The sequence below is a fragment of the Pseudarthrobacter equi genome, from assembly GCF_900105535.1.
In the GTDB taxonomy this organism is placed as follows: Bacteria; Actinomycetota; Actinomycetes; order Actinomycetales; family Micrococcaceae; genus Arthrobacter; species Arthrobacter equi.
The window spans coordinates 3,223,973-3,240,429 of the sequence record NZ_LT629779.1 but is presented as its reverse complement, the minus strand read 5'-3'; the positions used below and the strand labels follow the sequence as shown (position 1 = coordinate 3,240,429).

The window sequence follows — 16,457 nt, the reverse complement described above, 5'->3', positions numbered from 1 at the left end:
GCCCGGCACCGTTCTGGCACGATGGGACGGTGAGCTTCTTTCTCGTTTTCCTTGCCATCGTGCTGGTTGGGGCAGTGCTGTGGACCGGCGTCGGGCTGCGCTCGCGGAAGACCGGCCGGCAGGCGTTGCCCGCGCTGCTGGACGGCGGTTTTGAGCAACCGCCGGCAAACCTTCCCCCGGTGCTGCTCCCGGCCGACGCCGCGCCCCGCGATGTGGACCGGGTGCGTTTCGCACTCGGCCTCCGGGGTTACCGCATGGACCAGGTGGACCAGGTCCTCGACGAGCTGCGGGACCAGCTCGCTGTGGCCCGGCAGGAGTCCGACGAGCTGCGGTCACGCCTCCACGCCCTGGAGGCCAATGCCGGGCGAGGGGACAGTCAAGGCGCGGTGTCCGCCGTCGAGCCCGGAAAGACGTCCGACGGCGGGACCGCGCCATCCGCTGCGGACGTCCGGTGAGCACCGTGGACAGCCGCCGCGCGAACCTTGGTTCTGCGCAGGCTGCGGCCGCCAGGGTGGGCGAGGTGGTCCGGCGCTGGCCGTGGTGGGCGCAGGTGTCCGCCATTTACGTGGCTGCCCGGCTCGTCAGCGCCTGCATCTTCATGGCTGCAGCACTGCATCAAGGCACCAACCCATGGTTCCCGGCCAAACCCGACTATTGGAACTTCATCAATATCTGGGATGCCCGGTGGTACGGCGAAGTCATTGCCAACGGCTATCCCACGCAACTGCCTACGGATGCCCTGGGCAACGTGCAGGAAAATGCGTGGGCGTTCTACCCGCTTTTCCCGGCGTTGGCCCGTGGCCTGAGCGGCCTGACCGGGATGAACCCCGCAGCTTCGCTGACCATCATCGCCATGCTGTCCGGCTGGGCGGCCGCGCTGGTGGTTTACGTGCTGTTCCGGCACAAAGCGGCCCACGCTCCGGCGCTGTGGGGGGTGGCGTTCTTCGCCACGTTCCCGGTATCGGCCGTCCTGCAGGTGCCCTACGCCGAGCCGCTCACGCTGCTGCTGCTGGCGGCGGCGCTGTTGCTGGTGGTCCGCCGGCAATACCTGTGGGCGTTGCCCGTGGTGGTGCTGATGTGCCTGTCACGCCCGGTGGGGGTGCCCTTCGCCGCGATGCTTGCGATCCTCCTCGTCGTCCGGCTGGTGTCCCGGTTCAGGCAGGGACAACCGATCGCACCGAATTCCGCCGGGCACTCGGCAGGTGAACTGGTCCGCCTGGGCGCCCTGACCGGTGTCGCTGGCCTGTCCGCACTGGCCTGGCCGGCGGCAGCGTGGGCTGTAACGGGCGACATCGAGGCGTATACCAAAACCGAGACGGTGTGGCGCGGGCATGACCTGGTGCCGTTCAGGCCCTGGTTTGATACCGGCGTCGACCTTTTCGGCCCGGTGCTGGGCGTACTGGCCCCGTTTGTTTTCGTGGCGCTGTTCGGCGCCATGCTGTTCCTTCCGCCGGTGGTGCGCCTCGGCGTCGAAATGCGCCTGTGGTGCGCCTGCTACATGGGTTACCTGGTGGTTTTCCTGCACCCGCAGACCAGCACCTTCCGGATGCTGTTGCCCCTTTTCCCGCTGGCACTTGGTGCCGTCCTGCTGTCCCGCTCGAGGGCCTACCGGGGGACTGTCGTGACAATGTTCCTGCTGCTGCAGATGGTGTGGATCGTGTGGCTGTGGGCCTGGGCGCAGTTGCCCGGCGGGGGCGATTACCCGCCCTGATTAATTGTGCTTCCGTGCACGTCAAAGCCGGAATTAAGGCGTGCCGAAAATGTCCATCGATTAGCTACGTACGGGTAATTCCGGGATAATAGTCAGTAAGCAAGGACAAAAAGCATTCAGAATACGCGCAGCTTTGGCGGTGGAGAGCCCCGCCGTCATAGCAGCCTGATCGACATGCGGACACAGCCCGACCGGGCTGATCAGTCCTGGGACAAAATGGAGGGGAATTCCTCATGGCTGCTATGAAACCACGCACCGGCGACGGCCCAATGGAAGTCACCAAGGAGGGCCGCAGCCTGATCATGCGCGTCCCGCTCGAAGGCGGCGGACGTCTTGTGGTTGAGCTGAACGCTGCGGAGGCAGCAAACCTCAAGGAATGCCTGGTAGGCGTTACCGAATAATCGTGCCGGACAGGGTCCGCGGCCTTTGGCTGCGGGCCCTGTTCCGTTCCCGGTGCGCTTTGCTGCTAATCCGCTGCCGGCAGGGCGCCATCGCGCAAACCAGCAGCGTTACTTCTTGACGGCCACCAGCAAGCCGTCTCCGGTGGGGAGCATGGCGGTGGCCAGCCTGTCGTCCTCGCGGATGGCCTTGCCTACCTGCCGAAGGATGACCGTGTTGGGTTCGCGTCCCGCCGGATTGGCAACCTTGTCCTTGTCCAGGGCGTCGTTGATGATCAGCAGCCCGGAACGCTTCAGGAGGCGGACGGCCTGCTCCACGTAGCCGGGCAGGCCGGGCTTGTCCGCGTCGATAAAGACGATGTCGTAGGCGTTGTCCGTGAGGCGGGGCAGGACGTCGCCGGCGCGGCCCGAGATGGTGCGGGTCCGATTGGCAGGGCTGCCGGCTTCGGCATAGGCTTCGCGGGCGGCTTTCAGGTGTTCAACATCCACGTCGATAGTGGTCAAAACGGCCTGCGGCCCGAGGCCGCGCAGCAGGCAAACGCCGGACACCCCCGCACCCGTTCCAATTTCGACGGCGGTCTGGGCCTTGGACGCGGCCGCCAAGACCGTAAGGACGGCCCCTACCCCCGGGCCGATGGGGGTTACGCCGAGTTCAAAGGAACGCTCCCGGGCCCGAAGCATGACGTCATCCTCAGCGGGCAGATCTTCTGCAAAGGACCAGCTGATGGACTTGTCGGCACTCATTAATGTTCGCTTTCTGGGCGTAGCGGGGGTTGTCTTCTACAGCCTAATGGGTCGGGGCGAAACCTTATGGCAGGCGGGCGGTTGCGCCCACGGCATAACTTTCCCGCAGTCAGGAAATTCCCAGCCAAGTTTGAAATGATTATTATCCGCTCATCCAAGAGATGACCGGCGCCGAATCAGAGATGTCAACAGTATCCGGGCGTTAGCATTCCACGAGGGGAGTGGACGATGTCATCTTCAGTAGTGGCACCTGTCCCAGCAGTTCAACATCCCGAAGCCGATTGGGTCCGTCCCACCTGGGAAGAAGTGGTCACCAACCACTCGGCAAAAGTTTACCGGCTGGCCTACCGCCTGACCGGCAACAGGTTCGACGCCGAGGACCTCACCCAGGAGGTGTTTGTCCGCGTCTTCCGCTCGCTGGAAAACTTCAAGCCCGGAACGCTGGATGGCTGGCTGCACCGCATCACCACAAACCTCTTCCTGGACCAGGCGCGCCGGAAGACCCGCATCCGGTTTGACGCGCTGGCCGAGGACGCAGAGTCCCGCCTTCCCGGACGCGAGCCCGGTCCGGAGCAGAGCTTCGAACTGAACAACCTGGACCTGGACGTCCAGGCCGCCCTGGAGGAACTGCCACCGGACTTCCGCGCCGCCGTCGTGCTGTGCGACCTCGAAGGCCTGTCCTACGACGAAGTGGCAGCAGCCCTTGGCGTGAAGCTCGGGACGGTCCGCTCCCGGATCCACCGCGGCAGGACCATGCTGCGGGAAAAGCTCGCGCACAGGGATCCCCGGCCGCAGCACGCCCGGCGCAAACTGTCCATGCCCCGCATCGCCGGCATCCTCTGATCGGCGCATGAGGCCCCCCTTCAACTCCGGCGGCAGGCACGCGCGCACCTCCAGCCACGTGGCGTCCTGTCCGGAATGCGCCCTGGCCATGCGCCGGGAACGCCAGTACTTGGAGCGGCTCCGTGAGGCTCCCATCCCGCCGGCAAGCAATGACCTGACGGCGCGGCTCCTGGAACGGACGTCGCTGCTCGCGGCCCAGCCGGTTCCTGCAACGCTTCCCCTCACTGCCCCCCGCACGGCAGCACGAGTCCTGGCCATGGCCGCGGGCGGTACCGTGGCCGCCGCGGGTGTCCTCGGTGTCGGTGCACTCGCTGCGGCCGGAGAGCCCCTTCCCGGAAATGCCGTTGCGCCGGCGACACTTGCCCAGGTCTCGGCACACACCCCCGCTGACGGCAGGGCCCTCACAGCGGACCAGCTCAGCAGCCTGCGCCAGGAGGGCTGGGCCTGCCCGGTGCTCGAAGCCATGGGGTTCCGCCTGGAGTCCGCCAAAGCAGTTACCAGGGGCGGACAGCCGGCGGTGGAGCTGCGGCTTAGCGACGGATCCCACTACGCCACCCTGACCGAGCAGCACGCGGGCAACACGGCGGCGGTAGAGGCGGTGGGCCGCCAGGGCAGTCCGGTCCAGGTGCTGGGAACCTCGCCGTGGTCAGCAACCTATACATCCGGAGGACGGACCTTCACTTTCGAGTCGAACCTGCCCGCCGAGCAGGCAGATGACGCAGGGCCCATCCTGGAGCAAGTCGGCGGCGTGGCCGCGGAGGGGCTCACTGCGGGCGTCGACAGCAATGCCCAAGACGCCGCTCAGGAGCCCTTGGGAAACCGATTACAGCGCGGAATCAACAGGATCGTGGCCGTCTTTACCCAGTAATGCAGGCTGTTTCCGCCCCCGCCGGGCGCGAATCGTCACTGGCAGCCCGGAGAGGGTAATCTTCCTAAAGTGTTTGGTATCAACGGCCCGGAGTTCTTCCTCCTGCTGATCATCGGTGTCCTGGTGATCGGCCCCCAGAGGCTGCCCGAATATACCCAGAAGCTCGCCAATCTGGTGAAGGAAGTCCGGCGCATGGCGTCCGGTGCCCGCGAACAGATCAAGGAAGAAGTGGGCATCGACATCGACGATGTCGACTGGAAGAAGTACGATCCCCGGCAGTACGACCCGCGGCGCATCATCAAGGAAGCGCTGCTGGATGACGACACCAAGCCCGTCAGCTCCGGTGCCCCGGCCGCAGTGGCAGCCGTTGCAGGCGCAGCAGCAGTAGGAGCGGCAGATGAGTCCGCCCGGTCCCGGCCGGAACGCGTAGTGCAGAGCCTGCCACCGGGCGAGGCCGCACCATTCGACACCGAGGCCACCTGAGCCGTTCAGGCCAAGCGACTGCGGGATTAGACCAGCGCGACTAGCGGGGCTGCAGGCCCAGCTTCATCCCGGCCAGGCCACGCGGCTTTGAAGCCAGGCTCGCGGCAATTCCCGTCAACGCCTTAGCCGCCGCAGTGTCCGGCTGGCCAAGCACGATGGGCGCCCCGGTGTCCCCGCCTTCGCGAAGTTTGATGTCCAGCGGGATCTGGCCCAGCAGTGGAACGTCGGCGCCCACAGCTGCAGTCAGCCGCTCGGTGAGCACCGCCCCGCCGCCGCTTCCGAACAGTTCCATCCTCCCGCCGTCGGGCATCTCAAGGTAGGACATGTTCTCGATGACGCCCGCAACCGTTTGCCCCGTTTGGGTGGCGATGGCGCCCGCGCGTTCGGCGACGTCCGCGGCGGCGGCCTGCGGAGTGGTGACCACCAGGATTTCGGCCTTGGGCAGTAGCTGGGCCACCGAAATGGCAATATCTCCCGTGCCCGGCGGAAGGTCGAGGAAGAGGGCGTCCAGGTCACCGAAGTAGACGTCCGTGAGGAACTGCTCCAGTGCCCGGTGCAGCATTGGCCCGCGCCAGGCCACGGGCTGGTTGCCGGTGACGAACATGCCGATGGAGATGACCTTCACGCCATAGGCCACCGGCGGCAGGATCATGTCGTCCACGCGCGTGGGGGCCTGGGTGATGCCCATGAGCGCCGGAACAGAGAAACCGTAGACATCCGCATCCACGATCCCCACGCGGAGCCCCTGCGCGGCCAGTGCCGTGGCGAGGTTGACGGTTACGGAGGACTTGCCCACCCCGCCCTTGCCGCTGGCAACCGCATAGACCTTCGTCAGGGAACCGGGCTGGTTGAAGGGGATGCCGCGCTGGCCGCCAGGCCCTCGGAGTTTTTCCTTCAGGGCGTCCCGCTGGGCCTGGTCCATGACCTTGAGTTCGACGTCGACGCCGGTCACGCCCGGGACTGCTGCCAGGGCTGACTCGGCGTCGGACGTGATGGTGTCCCTCAGCGGGCAGCCGGCGATGGTGAGCAGGACCGTGAGGTTGACTTTGCCGTCCCCGGACACGTGGACGGCGTCCACCATGCCGAGTTCGGTGATGGGACGCCGCAGTTCAGGGTCAATGACGGTGGCGAGGGCGTCGTGGACGTCCTGGAGCAGCGGGGAATTGCCGGGTGTTGCTGTATCCATGAAGGGTGTTTACCGGTCCTGGGTGGAATGGCCGGGCTTGACCCGGGGGATTTGCTGCGTGCGGGGATTGCGCTGCCGGTCGCGTTGTTCGCGGAGCTTTTCCTTGACTTTGTCCTTGGGCGACTCGTGGCTGCCCTGGCCGGTGGTGTCGTGCGTGCGCAGTTCTTCCTGGGCTTCCAGCATGTCCTCGAGGAGGGAGCGCAACTCGGCCCGGACATAGTCGCGGGTGGCCACCTCGCGCAGGGCGATCCGCAGCGAGGCGAGTTCCCGGGTGAGGTATTCGGTGTCCGACAGGTTCCGCTCGGCACGCTGGCGGTCCTGCTGAAGGGACACGCGGTCGCGGTCGTCCTGCCGGTTTTGGGCCAGCAGCAGCAGCGGTGCCGCGTAGGACGCCTGGAGGGACAGCATCAGCGTCAGCAGCGTGAAGCCGAGGTCGCGGGAGTCGAACTGCCAGTCAACCGGCGCCCAGGTGTTCCAGCACAGCCAGAAGATGCAGAAAATGGTCATGTAGACCAGGAACTGCGGAGTGCCCATGAAGCGGGCGAAGCCCTCCGTGGCGTGACCGAAAGCGTCGGGGTCCGGAGAGAACTTGGGCAGGATCCGCTGCCTGCCACTCAGCGGCGTGTCCAGGCTGCCCTTGTTGTTGTTCTTGGCCGCGGCGTTGCCGGTGTTCCGCTGGTTGGGGTTCTTCGGAGCGCTGTTGTCAGCCAATACGGCCACCGAGCCTTCTTATCGGGGCCTCGCCATCATGGGCGCGCCAATCATCCGGCAACAGATGATCCAAAACGTCATCAACAGTCACCGCCCCCACAAGCCGGCCGGCATCGTTGACCACCGGAAGGGAGTTCAGGTTGTAGGTCGCCAGGGTCCGCGCCACTTCGCTGATGTGGGCCTGGTCGGAGAGCGGCTCAAGGTTCTTGTCCACCAGGTTGCCCAGCGGCTCGAACGGCGGGAACCGGAGCAGCTGCTGGATGTGCACCACACCCAGGAACCGGCCGGTGGGAGTCTCCATGGGCGGCCTGGCAATGAAGATGGACGAGGCCAGGGCGGGGGAGAGTTCCTCGCGCCGGACATGTGCCAGCGCTTCAGCCACGGTGGCTTCCGGGGGCAGGATGACCGGTACCGGGGTCATGAGGCCGCCCGCGGTGTCCTCGTCGTATTCCAGGAGCCGGCGGACGTCCTCAGCGCCTTCGGGCTCCATCAGCTGGAGGAGTTCCTCCGCCTGCGCCGTGGGGAGTTCGCCAAGGAGGTCGGCGGCGTCGTCCGGGTCCATTTCCTCGAGCACGTCGGCGGCCCGCTGGATGTCCAGGGCGGAGAGAATCTCCACCTGGTCGTCCTCGGGAAGTTCTTGGAGGACGTCTGCCAGGCGCTCATCCTGCAGTTCGCTGGCCACTTCAAAACGCCTCTTGTCGCTCATCTCCTGGAGCGCCTCGGCGAAGTCGGCTGGTTTGAGGTCCTCGTGGTTGGCCACGAACTGGGTTGCTGCCTGCGGTTCGGTGCGTGCGCCCTGTTGGGCGTCGGCCCAGTCGATGATGAGGGTTTCGTTGCGGCGCAGGCGGCTGAGCGGGGACAGGGAGTGGCCGCGCCGGACGAAGAGCTTGCTGACGAACCAGTCGCGGGACCTGTGCTGGTCCATCGCGATGTCCTCGATGGTGGCGTCGCCGCTGCCGTCCCGGAGGGTCACGCGGCGGTCGAACATCTCGGCCACCACCAGTGTTTCCGCGCCGCGCTGTTCGAACCGGCGCAGGTTGACCAGGCCGGTGCAGATGACCTGCGTCTGGTCGATGGAGGTGATGCGCGTCATCGGCACGAACACGCGCTTCTTCCCGGGCACTTCGACGACGATACCCACCACGTGCGGGGTCCCCTGCGAGCCGCGGGAGAGCACCACAACATCGCGTAATCGGCCCAGCCGGTCACCCAGGGGGTCGAAGACGTCGAGTCCCAGGAGGCGCGCCACGAAGACACGGGTAGGTGTTGTGCTCACTTGTACAGGCTACCGAGTCTGCTCACTTTTAGCTGAATTTACAGGCAGCACACAACCTCATGGGCAAGAATGGGGGTATGGCAAACATTTTTGGTGCTCCCCGGACAGGTGGCCCCAACGGCCTTGACCAAGCCAGGGCCGTCCCCACCGGCGACACAGTGGGTTCCTACACCTCCTACCTGGATGCCCAGAAGGCGGTGGACTACCTCGCCGACCAGCAGTTCCCCGTGCAGATGGTGTCCATCGTGGGCAACGAGCTGAAGATGGTGGAGCGGGTCACCGGGCGCCTCAGCTACCCCCGTGTTGCCCTGTCCGGAGCCCTCAGCGGCATGTGGTTCGGCCTGTTCGTGGGTGTGATGCTTTCCTTCTTCGCGCCCTCGCCCGGGTACTTCTCCATCCTCACGTCCGTGTTGATGGGCGCCGCCTTCTTCATGCTCTTCGGCATTGTTACCTACGCGATGCAGCGCGGAAAGCGCGACTTCACGTCGACCAGCCAGGTGGTGGCCACCAGCTATGACGTGATCGTGGCGCCGGAGGCTGCGCAGGAGGCCCGCCGCCTGCTGCAGCAGCTCCCCATGACCCGCTCGGACGCCGCCGGGGGCAACGCCCACCAGCCGCGGCACGGCTACCAGAACCAGCCGTACGACCAGCAGAACCAGCAGTACAACCCGCAGAACCAGCCGTACAACCAGCCCGGCAACCAGCAGGGTCCGGCGCGTCCCAATGGCTGGAACGACCCCTACGGCCAGCAGGGACACGCGCAGGATCCCGGCTACCCCACGCAGGGCCAGCAGGGCCAGCACCCTGCGCCGCAGCAGGACGCGCAGCAGCACCAGGGGCAGCAGTACGACGGCGGCCAGCACCAGCAGCCCGCGGCCGCACCGGCCCGCGCGGTCCGTTACCCCGACCTGCCCGACGGGAGGCCGCAGTACGGCGTCAGGCTGCCGCAGGGCCAGGACGGCGGAACACCGCAGCCTGCCGCGCCCGCGCAGCCCGAGGCCGGCCCGCAGCACCACGGTGATGCCCCCGCCGGCGAAGGCCAGGACGCCGGCACTGCAGAGCGGCCCGCGGACCCGCGCCACTAGGGACAGCAGCAAAAAGCGGTGCCGCCGGAGGAATCCGGCGGCACCGCTTTTTTGTGCTTGTGTTGCGGCTGTCAGCCAGGCGTCAGGCCTGGGCCGCCTGCCGGGATTCGTCTGCTTCGCGGTAGATGCCGGCCATCCACGTCTCCACATCTTCCGGCGTGCGGGGCAATGCCGCGCTCAGGTTGACCGGCCCGTCGGCGGTCATCAGGATGTCGTCCTCGATCCGGACACCGATGCCACGGTATTCCTCGGGGATGGCCAGGTCCTCGTCCTTGAAGTAGAGGCCCGGTTCGATGGTGAACACCATGCCTTCGGCCAGGATGCCGTCCAGGTACAGCTCCCGCTTGGCCTGGGCGCAGTCGTGGACATCGAGGCCAAGGTGGTGGCTGGTGCCGTGCGGCATCCACCGCCGGTGCTGCTGGCCTTCGGGGCTGATGGCCTCCTCCACGCTGACGGGGAGGAGGCCCCATTCGGCAAGGCGTTCCGCCAGCACCGTGGTGGCGGCGGTGTGGATGTCGCGGAACTTCGTACCCGGCTGCGCTGCTGCGAACCCGGCGTCGGCCGCGTCCAGGACCGCCTGGTACACCTTGCGCTGGACATCGCTGAACTTGCCACTAGCAGGCAGGGTGCGGGTGATGTCGGCCGTGTACAGGGAGTCGGCCTCGACCCCGGCGTCAAGGAGCAGGAGCTCGCCGGCGTGGATCTTCCCGGTATTGCGGGTCCAGTGCAGCACGGTGGCGTTGTTGCCGGATGCGGCGATGGTGTCGTAGCCCAGCTCGTTGCCCACCTCGCGGGCGCGGGCGAAGAAGGCGCCTTCCACTACGCGCTCGCCGCGGGCGTGGGTCAGGGCACGAGGCAGGACCTTGACCACTTCTTCGAAGCCTTCCACAGTGGCGGCAACGGCGAGCTCCATCTGCCCGATCTCCCACTCGTCCTTGACCAGGCGCAGCTCGGAGAGGGCTTCACTGAGCTTCTCGTCCAGGGCATCGAGGACGCCCATGTCGAGGTTTTCGGGATCCTTGGCGGTGTTGTACCGGGCAGTGTCCACCAGGGCGTCAATGTTCTCGTCCACCTTGCGGACCAGGCGGATGGAGATGCCGCCGATCTCCGGTGCGCCCACGTTCTTGGTGATCGCCGTTTCCAGCTGGTCGATGTGGCCGGTGGCCAGGCCAAGGCGCGCTTCGAACTCGGCCAGGGTGGGCCGGGCGCCAATCCAGAATTCGCCGGAGCGGGAGTCGGCGTAGAACTGTTCCGTATCCCTGCCGGCCAGCGGACGGAAGTAGAGCGTGGCGCGGTGGTTCCCGCCGTCGTCGCCCTTTCCTTCATCAACGGGTTCCAGCACCAGGACGGCGTCCGGCTCGTGGTCCAGGCCCAGCCCTGTCAGGTGGGCAAAGCCGGAATGCGGCCGGAACCGGTAGTCGCAGTCGTTGGAGCGGACCTTGGGCGGACCCGCGGGAAGGACCAGGCGTTCACCTTTGAACTGGGCGGAGATGGCCTTGCGCCGGGTCGCGGCGTGGCCTGCGACGTCGTCGCGGCCGGGAAGTTCCTGGCTGGACGGCGCCCAGTTGCTGGCCATGAAGGCCTTGAAGGCGTCGGAACTGGGCCGCTGCGAGCGGTTGTTGACGCGCTCCTCCAGCGGCTGGTTAGCAGAGGTTTGGGTGTTTTCGGCATCGTTCACGGGACCATCGTCTCACCAGCTTCCCGGCTGCGCGAACAGCCTCCGGTGCCGGAGCCGCAGGGTCAACTAGTCTGTACAGGTGAGGATCGACCTGCATGCCCACTCCAATGTCTCCGACGGCACGGAGAAACCCGCCGACGTCATGGCCTCCGCCGCCCGCGCGGGCCTGGACGTGGTGGCGCTGACCGACCATGACTCCACGGGCGGGTGGGCGGAAGCATCTGCCGCCGCGATTGACGTGGGGGTGGCACTGGTCCCCGGCATGGAGGTGTCCTGCCGGACGGCCGAGGGCATCAGCGTCCACCTGCTCAGCTACCTGCACGACCCCGCGCACCCCGGGCTGCTCGAGGAAATCACGAAGGCCAAGCAGGCCCGCCATACCCGGGCGGAGCGGATGGTCACGCTCCTGGCGGAGGACTATCCCCTCACCTGGGACGACGTCATCCACCATGTGGCGCCGGGGGCCACGCTGGGCCGCCCGCATATCGCCGATGCCCTGGTGGCGGCGGGCGTAGTGGAGGACCGCTCTGAGGCCTTCGCCTCCATCCTGACCTCCCGCTCCCGCTACTTTATCCCGCACTACGCACCCAACCCGGCGGTCGCCGTCGAGCTGGTCTGCGCTGCCGGCGGTGTTCCCGTCTTCGCCCATCCGGTGGCGTCCTCCCGCGGAAGGATCGTGGGGGAGCGGGTCTACCGGGACATGATCGATGCCGGCTTGGCGGGACTGGAGGTCGATCACCGAGACAACCCTGAGGAAGGCCGCACCTTCCTGCGCCGCCTGGCCGCGGAGAACAACCTGCTCATCACCGGGTCCTCGGACTACCACGGCACGGGCAAGCCGAACCTGCTCGGCGAAAACCTGACCGCACCCGAAGTGCTCGCGCGGATCGAGGAACTGGGTTCGGGAACCGCCGTCGTCCGTTCCTGATCCCTGCGCGCCGTCCCAACCGGGTAGCAGCAGATGTCGTTTTGAAGGCTCAAAACGACATCCGGTGCTACCTACGTGGGTGGGAAGGACGCAAAGGTCGCGTGCGCACCCAGCCGCTTGGCCATGATGTCCACGGCCGGCTGGTTCTGGTCCACGCACACGAACTTGCGGCCCAGCTTGGCCGCCACCGCACCGAGGGTTCCGGAACCGGCGAAGAAATCCAGGCACCAGTCGCCGGGACGGCTGGACGCTGAGACGACACGGCGGATGAGACCCTCAGGCTTCTGCGTGGGGTACCCCGTCTTCTCCTTGCCGGTGGGCGAAACAATGGTGTGCCACCAGACGTCGGTGGGCAGTTTGCCCAACTCGCGCTTGGCCGGCGTGACAAGGCCCGGCGCCATGTACGGCTCCCGGTCCACCTCGGCGTTGTCGAAGTGGTACTTGGACGGGTTCTTGACATACACCAGGATGTTGTCGTGCTTGGTGGGCCAGCGGTTCCTGGCGCGGGCGCCGTAGTCGTAGGCCCAGATGATCTCGTTCAGGAAGCACTCGCGGCCGAAGATGGCATCCAGCATGACCTTGGCATAATGCACCTCGCGGTAATCCAGGTGAAGGTAAAGCGTGCCGTCGTCGGCCAGCAGCCGCCAGGCTTCCACCAGGCGCGGCTCCAGGAAGGACCAGTAATCGCTGAAGGCGTCGTCGTAGCGGTGCAGGGCGCCCTTGATGGTGTCATAGGAGCGGCCCTTGAAGCCCACGCGGTCACCGCTGCCGCCGGCGTTGGCAACCATGCGGGTTTCCTGCCGGCTCTGCGCCCGGCCCGTGTTGAAGGGCGGGTCCACGTAGATCAGCGTGAAGGCGCCGTCCGGCAGCGTGGGGAGGTACTGCGCGTTATCCGCGTGCACCACCAGGCTGCCGCCGTCCGGCGCCCAAACAGTGTTCGTCATTCCGTCAGGTCAGCCCTCGGTGCTGCCGGGCTGGGTGCCCTTGTCTGCACCGGTCACTACCTCGCCGTTGCGGCGGCGGGTGCGCGTGCGGGGGCGGCGGGTGCGCGAAGACTTTTCAGCGTCGGAGGCGGCTGCCGCTTCCGGACCGGCAGCCGGGGCTGCGGGGGTTTCGGCAGCGTCAGGGGACGTACGACGACGGCGCTCACCTGAGCGGCCTGCCTCCGGGCTGCGTCCGTCGCGTCCGCCCGAACGCGACCGGCCGCGGCCTTCACGGTCCCGGCCATCGTTTCCGCGGCTTTCCCGGCTGTTCTTCTTGCCGGTTTCACCCAGGTCCTCGAGGACCTCGGCGTCGACGCCCGCGAGGGTGCGCTTGTTGCGGGGCAAACGGCCCTTGGTTCCCTCGGGGATGTCCAGCTCTTCGTAGAGGTGCGGGGAGGAGGAGTACGTCTCCACCGGCTCGGGCACGCTCAGGCCGAGTGCCTTGTTGATCAGGCCCCAGCGGGGCATGTCGTCCCAGTCCACGAAGGTCACAGCCGTGCCCTTGTTGCCGGCGCGGCCGGTACGGCCCACCCGGTGCAGATAGATCTTCTCGTCCTCAACGCACTGGTAGTTGATCACGTGCGTAACGTCATCCACGTCGATGCCACGGGCAGCAACGTCGGTTGCCACCAGGACGTCCACCTTGTTGTTGCGGAACGCGCGCAGGGCCTGCTCGCGTGCACCCTGGCCCAGGTCGCCGTGGATTGCTGCGGCCGCAAAGCCGCGGTCCACCAGTTCCTCTGCCACCTTGGCTGCGGTGCGCTTGGTCTTGGTGAAGATGATGGTCCGGCCGCGGCCGCGGGCCTGCAGGATCCGGGCAACAACCTCGATCTTGTCCATGCTGTGGGCACGGTAGATCAGCTGCCGGATGTCCCGCTTGGTCAGGCCCTCGTCATCGGGGTCAGCGGCGCGGATGTGCGTGGGCTGGGTCATGTACCGGCGTGCCATGGCGATGACCGGGCCGGGCATGGTGGCGGAGAAGAGGAGCGTCTGGCGGACGGCAGGGGTGCCGGCGATCAGGGTCTCAACGTCAGGCAGGAAGCCGAGGTCCAGCATTTCGTCGGCCTCGTCAAGGATAACGATGCGGACATTCTTCAGGCTCAGGTGTTTCTGCTTATAGAGGTCAATCAGGCGGCCGGGGGTTCCCACCACAATCTCGACGCCCTTCTGCAGGGCATCCACCTGGGGTTCGTAGGCGCGGCCACCGTAGATGGTGGCGATGCGTGCGTTGCGTTTGCGGGAGGCGGTTTCGAGGTCGCTTGCCACCTGCACCGCGAGCTCGCGGGTGGGCACAATCACCAGGGCCTGCGGAGCGCCCGGGACGGGCAGCTTGTCGAAGCCGGCATCGTCGCGGCCCACAACACGCTGGAGCGCCGGGATACCAAAACCGAGGGTTTTTCCGGTACCGGTCTTGGCCTGGCCGATGATGTCGTGGCCTGACAGTGCGACGGGCAGCGTCATTGCCTGGATGGGGAAGGGGTGGGTGATCCCGGCGTCGGCCAGGGACTCCACAATGTCAGCACGGACGTTGTAGTCCGCAAAGGACTTCTCCGCAATTTCATGCGGCTTTTCGTCCGAAATGATGGTTTCTTCCGGCTCGATGGTCTCGGTGCCGGACTCATCGGACAGAAGCTGGTGGGTATGCAATTCACTCACGGGGAGTTTCCTTATTCATTTGGGCAATCGCGCAGCGTGCTCAACAGGCAGGCCGATGGGGCCGATCCGGAGCACGAACGAAGCGCGCAAGCAATTCCAGTGGAAGCCGATCGCGGGCTATCTAACGCTGGCACTGGCGACCAGCGGGCAAATCTCAAGATCGCGTAGGGGCGGGCTTGTTGGTTTCAGTTCAAGGAAATCAACGACCGGGCATCCATTTCTACCTCTTCAGTCTAGCCGCATCAGCCCGGAATCCCTGATTCCGCGCCGTGTGGAAGCCGGGACCGGATGGCATCAGGCTCACTGGACCAGTTCGAAGTGCACTTCCCTGGCAGCGATATCCGACGACACCAGGCGAACCCGGACCTTGGTGCCGGACTCCAGCTCACCGGCGCAGCGGGCCGTCACGGCAGGGTCGGCAATCTGGATGATCCCGGAGGAACCGTTCCCGTTCCCGTTCCCGTTCTTGCCGTTGCCGGTGCCGGTGTTGCCGTTCCCGTTGCCGTTCTTTCCGTTGCCGTTGTTACCGTTGCCGTTCTCTTTCTGCGGCTTCGACCCCGAAATCACGATCGCGTCGAACTCCTGGCCGATGTGGTTGACCAGTAGGGCGGCCTCCACCGTGTCGAGGGCCATGCGCTCCATCCGGGATGCCAACTGGTCCGAGCCTGCCATGATCTCAGGGAGGGTCGGCAGCGCATCCCGCACCCAGCCGGGGACAGTACCTCCGTTGCTCAACGCCTCGCAGGTCACCAGCACAAAGCGGTCCACCAGGCGGCGCAGCGGCGCTGTGGTGTGGGCATACGCATCGCCGATGGCTGCCTGGACCGCGGCCTCCGGAACGTTGCCATCAAAGGCGGTGTAACCGGCGCCGCGGAAGAGCATGCCGGCCGAGTGCATGATGGCCAGCTGCCGGGGGTCCGTTGGGTCAAGGGTCCGCAGGTATTCCCCGTATCCCACCTCGCCGTCCCAGGGCTTGCCCAGCACTTCCGTCTGCAGCCGGAAATGGTGCAGGGAACGCTCATCCGGTGGCGGCATGGTGCGCAGGATCCCCACCTTGGCATCGAGCATGATCTTGGCGGCGGCCATCCCCGTCATCAGGGAAATCTGGGCGTTCCAGTCCTCCACCGGCAGCTGGGGAGCAGCAGCAATGCGGTAGCCGCCATCGGGCAGCTGGACGATCTCCTGGTCCGGCATGTTCAGGCTTGCGCCGTTGCGGGCGCGTTCAAGGCGGACACGCTTGAGCCCAACTTCCTTCAGCAGGCCCAGCAGGGGAGAGGCAGTACCGGCGTCCAGGTCAGCCTGGGCACCCTTGTAGCTGAGTTTCGCGCGGCTTCGAACGCGTGCCCGGCGGACACCGACGGTCGTGACCTCGGCGTTGCCGTCGAGCCGGAAATCCCAGACGAAGGCCGAGCAGTCCTGGTCCGGCAGGAGGCTCCCGGCGCCCTCGCTGATGACTTCAGGGTGCAGGGGAATACGCCCGTCCGGGGCGTAGAACGTCTGGCCCCGGCGCCGGGTTTCGGCATCCAGGGGTCCGCCGGGCGCAACGAACGCGGGGACATCGGCGATGGCGTACAGGACGTGGTACCCGCCGTCGTCGTCCGTTTCGATGAAGAGGGCCTGGTCCAGGTCCGTGGACGACGCCGGATCGATGGTGACGAACTCCACCGCGGTCAGGTCGTAGTCCGGCAGGCGCAGCGCGGCCACCGCGGCCTCGGCGTCCTTGACCGCGTCACCGGGGTAGGGGCCCGGAAGTTCCAGCTCCGTCCGCAGCGCGGCCAGGGCCTCTTCCAGGGCATTGGTGCGCTCATGGACGTTGGGAGCCAGCCGATGATGTGACACGAAAATCAGCCTAACCCCAAGTCATGCGATTTCGCAGGGAATCGATGCGGGCGCGGTCGTGACGGGTT

The 16,457-nt window shown here is 66.5% G+C and carries 16 protein-coding genes; 8 read left to right on the top strand and 8 right to left on the bottom strand.

Going from position 1 to position 16,457, the window contains the following annotated elements; all coding sequences use genetic code 11:
* Window positions 1–29: 29 nt before the first annotated feature.
* From BLT71_RS14635 to BLT71_RS14625, 3 genes are all read left to right on the top strand, one after another.
* Window positions 30–455 carry a DivIVA domain-containing protein gene (locus tag BLT71_RS14635; RefSeq protein WP_091721649.1) on the top strand — a complete coding sequence of 142 codons (426 nt, stop codon included), beginning with the start codon at window positions 30–32 and terminating at the stop codon, window positions 453–455.
* The gene (locus BLT71_RS14630; RefSeq protein WP_091721647.1) at window positions 452–1,711 is read left to right on the top strand and encodes a hypothetical protein; all 1,260 of its coding nucleotides are present in this window, start codon (window positions 452–454) and stop codon (window positions 1,709–1,711) included. The genes BLT71_RS14635 and BLT71_RS14630 overlap by 4 nt, the downstream gene beginning before the upstream one ends.
* Window positions 1,712–1,944: 233 nt before the next feature.
* Complete coding sequence (locus BLT71_RS14625) at window positions 1,945–2,112, top strand: DUF3117 domain-containing protein (protein ID WP_009357720.1); 168 nt, start codon at window positions 1,945–1,947, stop codon at window positions 2,110–2,112.
* Window positions 2,113–2,220: 108 nt separating this feature from the next.
* Here the strand turns inward: BLT71_RS14625 and BLT71_RS14620 are convergent, their stop codons facing one another.
* The gene (locus BLT71_RS14620; RefSeq protein ID WP_091721644.1) at window positions 2,221–2,853 is read right to left on the bottom strand and encodes an O-methyltransferase; all 633 of its coding nucleotides are present in this window, start codon (window positions 2,851–2,853) and stop codon (window positions 2,221–2,223) included.
* Between the two features lie 228 nt (window positions 2,854–3,081).
* On the opposite strand from BLT71_RS14620, the gene sigE reads away from it, so the two are divergent.
* The 3 genes from sigE (at window position 3,082) to BLT71_RS14605 (ending at window position 5,047) form a co-directional block, all read left to right on the top strand.
* A complete protein-coding gene (gene sigE, locus BLT71_RS14615; RefSeq protein WP_045729696.1) occupies window positions 3,082–3,696 on the top strand; it encodes an RNA polymerase sigma factor SigE in 615 nt (204 codons plus the stop codon).
* Window positions 3,697–3,703: 7 nt separating this feature from the next.
* A complete protein-coding gene (locus tag BLT71_RS14610) occupies window positions 3,704–4,564 on the top strand; it encodes an anti-sigma factor (RefSeq protein WP_091721642.1) in 861 nt (286 codons plus the stop codon).
* Window positions 4,565–4,633: 69 nt separating this feature from the next.
* A complete protein-coding gene (locus tag BLT71_RS14605; RefSeq protein WP_091721639.1) occupies window positions 4,634–5,047 on the top strand; it encodes a Sec-independent protein translocase family protein in 414 nt (137 codons plus the stop codon).
* Window positions 5,048–5,087: 40 nt separating this feature from the next.
* Here BLT71_RS14605 and BLT71_RS14600 read toward each other — a convergent pair whose 3' ends face one another.
* From BLT71_RS14600 to BLT71_RS14590, 3 genes are read right to left on the bottom strand one after another with little or no spacing between them, the layout of a single operon-like run.
* Window positions 5,088–6,233 carry an Mrp/NBP35 family ATP-binding protein gene (locus BLT71_RS14600; protein WP_091721637.1) on the bottom strand — a complete coding sequence of 382 codons (1,146 nt, stop codon included), beginning with the start codon at window positions 6,231–6,233 and terminating at the stop codon, window positions 5,088–5,090.
* A gap of 9 nt (window positions 6,234–6,242) precedes the next feature.
* Window positions 6,243–6,953, bottom strand: a complete 711-nt coding sequence (locus BLT71_RS14595; RefSeq protein ID WP_091721635.1) for a DUF1003 domain-containing protein — start codon at window positions 6,951–6,953, stop codon at window positions 6,243–6,245.
* Window positions 6,937–8,220, bottom strand: a complete 1,284-nt coding sequence (locus BLT71_RS14590; protein WP_091721632.1) for a magnesium transporter MgtE N-terminal domain-containing protein — start codon at window positions 8,218–8,220, stop codon at window positions 6,937–6,939. Before BLT71_RS14590 ends, BLT71_RS14595 begins: the two co-directional genes overlap by 17 nt.
* Before the next feature lie 77 nt (window positions 8,221–8,297).
* Between BLT71_RS14590 and BLT71_RS14585 the strand changes: the two genes are divergently transcribed.
* Window positions 8,298–9,305, top strand: coding sequence for a general stress protein (locus tag BLT71_RS14585; RefSeq protein ID WP_091721630.1), 1,008 nt, complete (start codon window positions 8,298–8,300; stop codon window positions 9,303–9,305).
* An 82-nt stretch (window positions 9,306–9,387) separates the two neighbouring features.
* Here BLT71_RS14585 and BLT71_RS14580 read toward each other — a convergent pair whose 3' ends face one another.
* On the bottom strand, window positions 9,388–10,983 hold the full coding sequence (locus BLT71_RS14580; protein WP_091721627.1) for an aminopeptidase P family protein: 1,596 nt from the start codon (window positions 10,981–10,983) through the stop codon (window positions 9,388–9,390).
* Window positions 10,984–11,062: 79 nt separating this feature from the next.
* On the opposite strand from BLT71_RS14580, the gene BLT71_RS14575 reads away from it, so the two are divergent.
* A complete protein-coding gene (locus BLT71_RS14575; protein WP_091721625.1) occupies window positions 11,063–11,911 on the top strand; it encodes a PHP domain-containing protein in 849 nt (282 codons plus the stop codon).
* Between the two features lie 71 nt (window positions 11,912–11,982).
* On the opposite strand, the gene BLT71_RS14570 is transcribed toward BLT71_RS14575, so the two are convergent.
* The 3 genes from BLT71_RS14570 to BLT71_RS14560 form a co-directional block, all read right to left on the bottom strand.
* Complete coding sequence (locus BLT71_RS14570; protein WP_091721622.1) at window positions 11,983–12,855, bottom strand: DNA-methyltransferase; 873 nt, start codon at window positions 12,853–12,855, stop codon at window positions 11,983–11,985.
* Between the two features lie 9 nt (window positions 12,856–12,864).
* Complete coding sequence (locus BLT71_RS14565; RefSeq protein ID WP_091721620.1) at window positions 12,865–14,550, bottom strand: DEAD/DEAH box helicase; 1,686 nt, start codon at window positions 14,548–14,550, stop codon at window positions 12,865–12,867.
* A gap of 300 nt (window positions 14,551–14,850) precedes the next feature.
* Window positions 14,851–16,389: an RNB domain-containing ribonuclease gene (locus tag BLT71_RS14560; protein WP_091721617.1), complete on the bottom strand. Its 1,539-nt coding sequence runs from the start codon at window positions 16,387–16,389 to the stop codon at window positions 14,851–14,853.
* Between the last annotated feature and the right edge of the window lie 68 nt (window positions 16,390–16,457).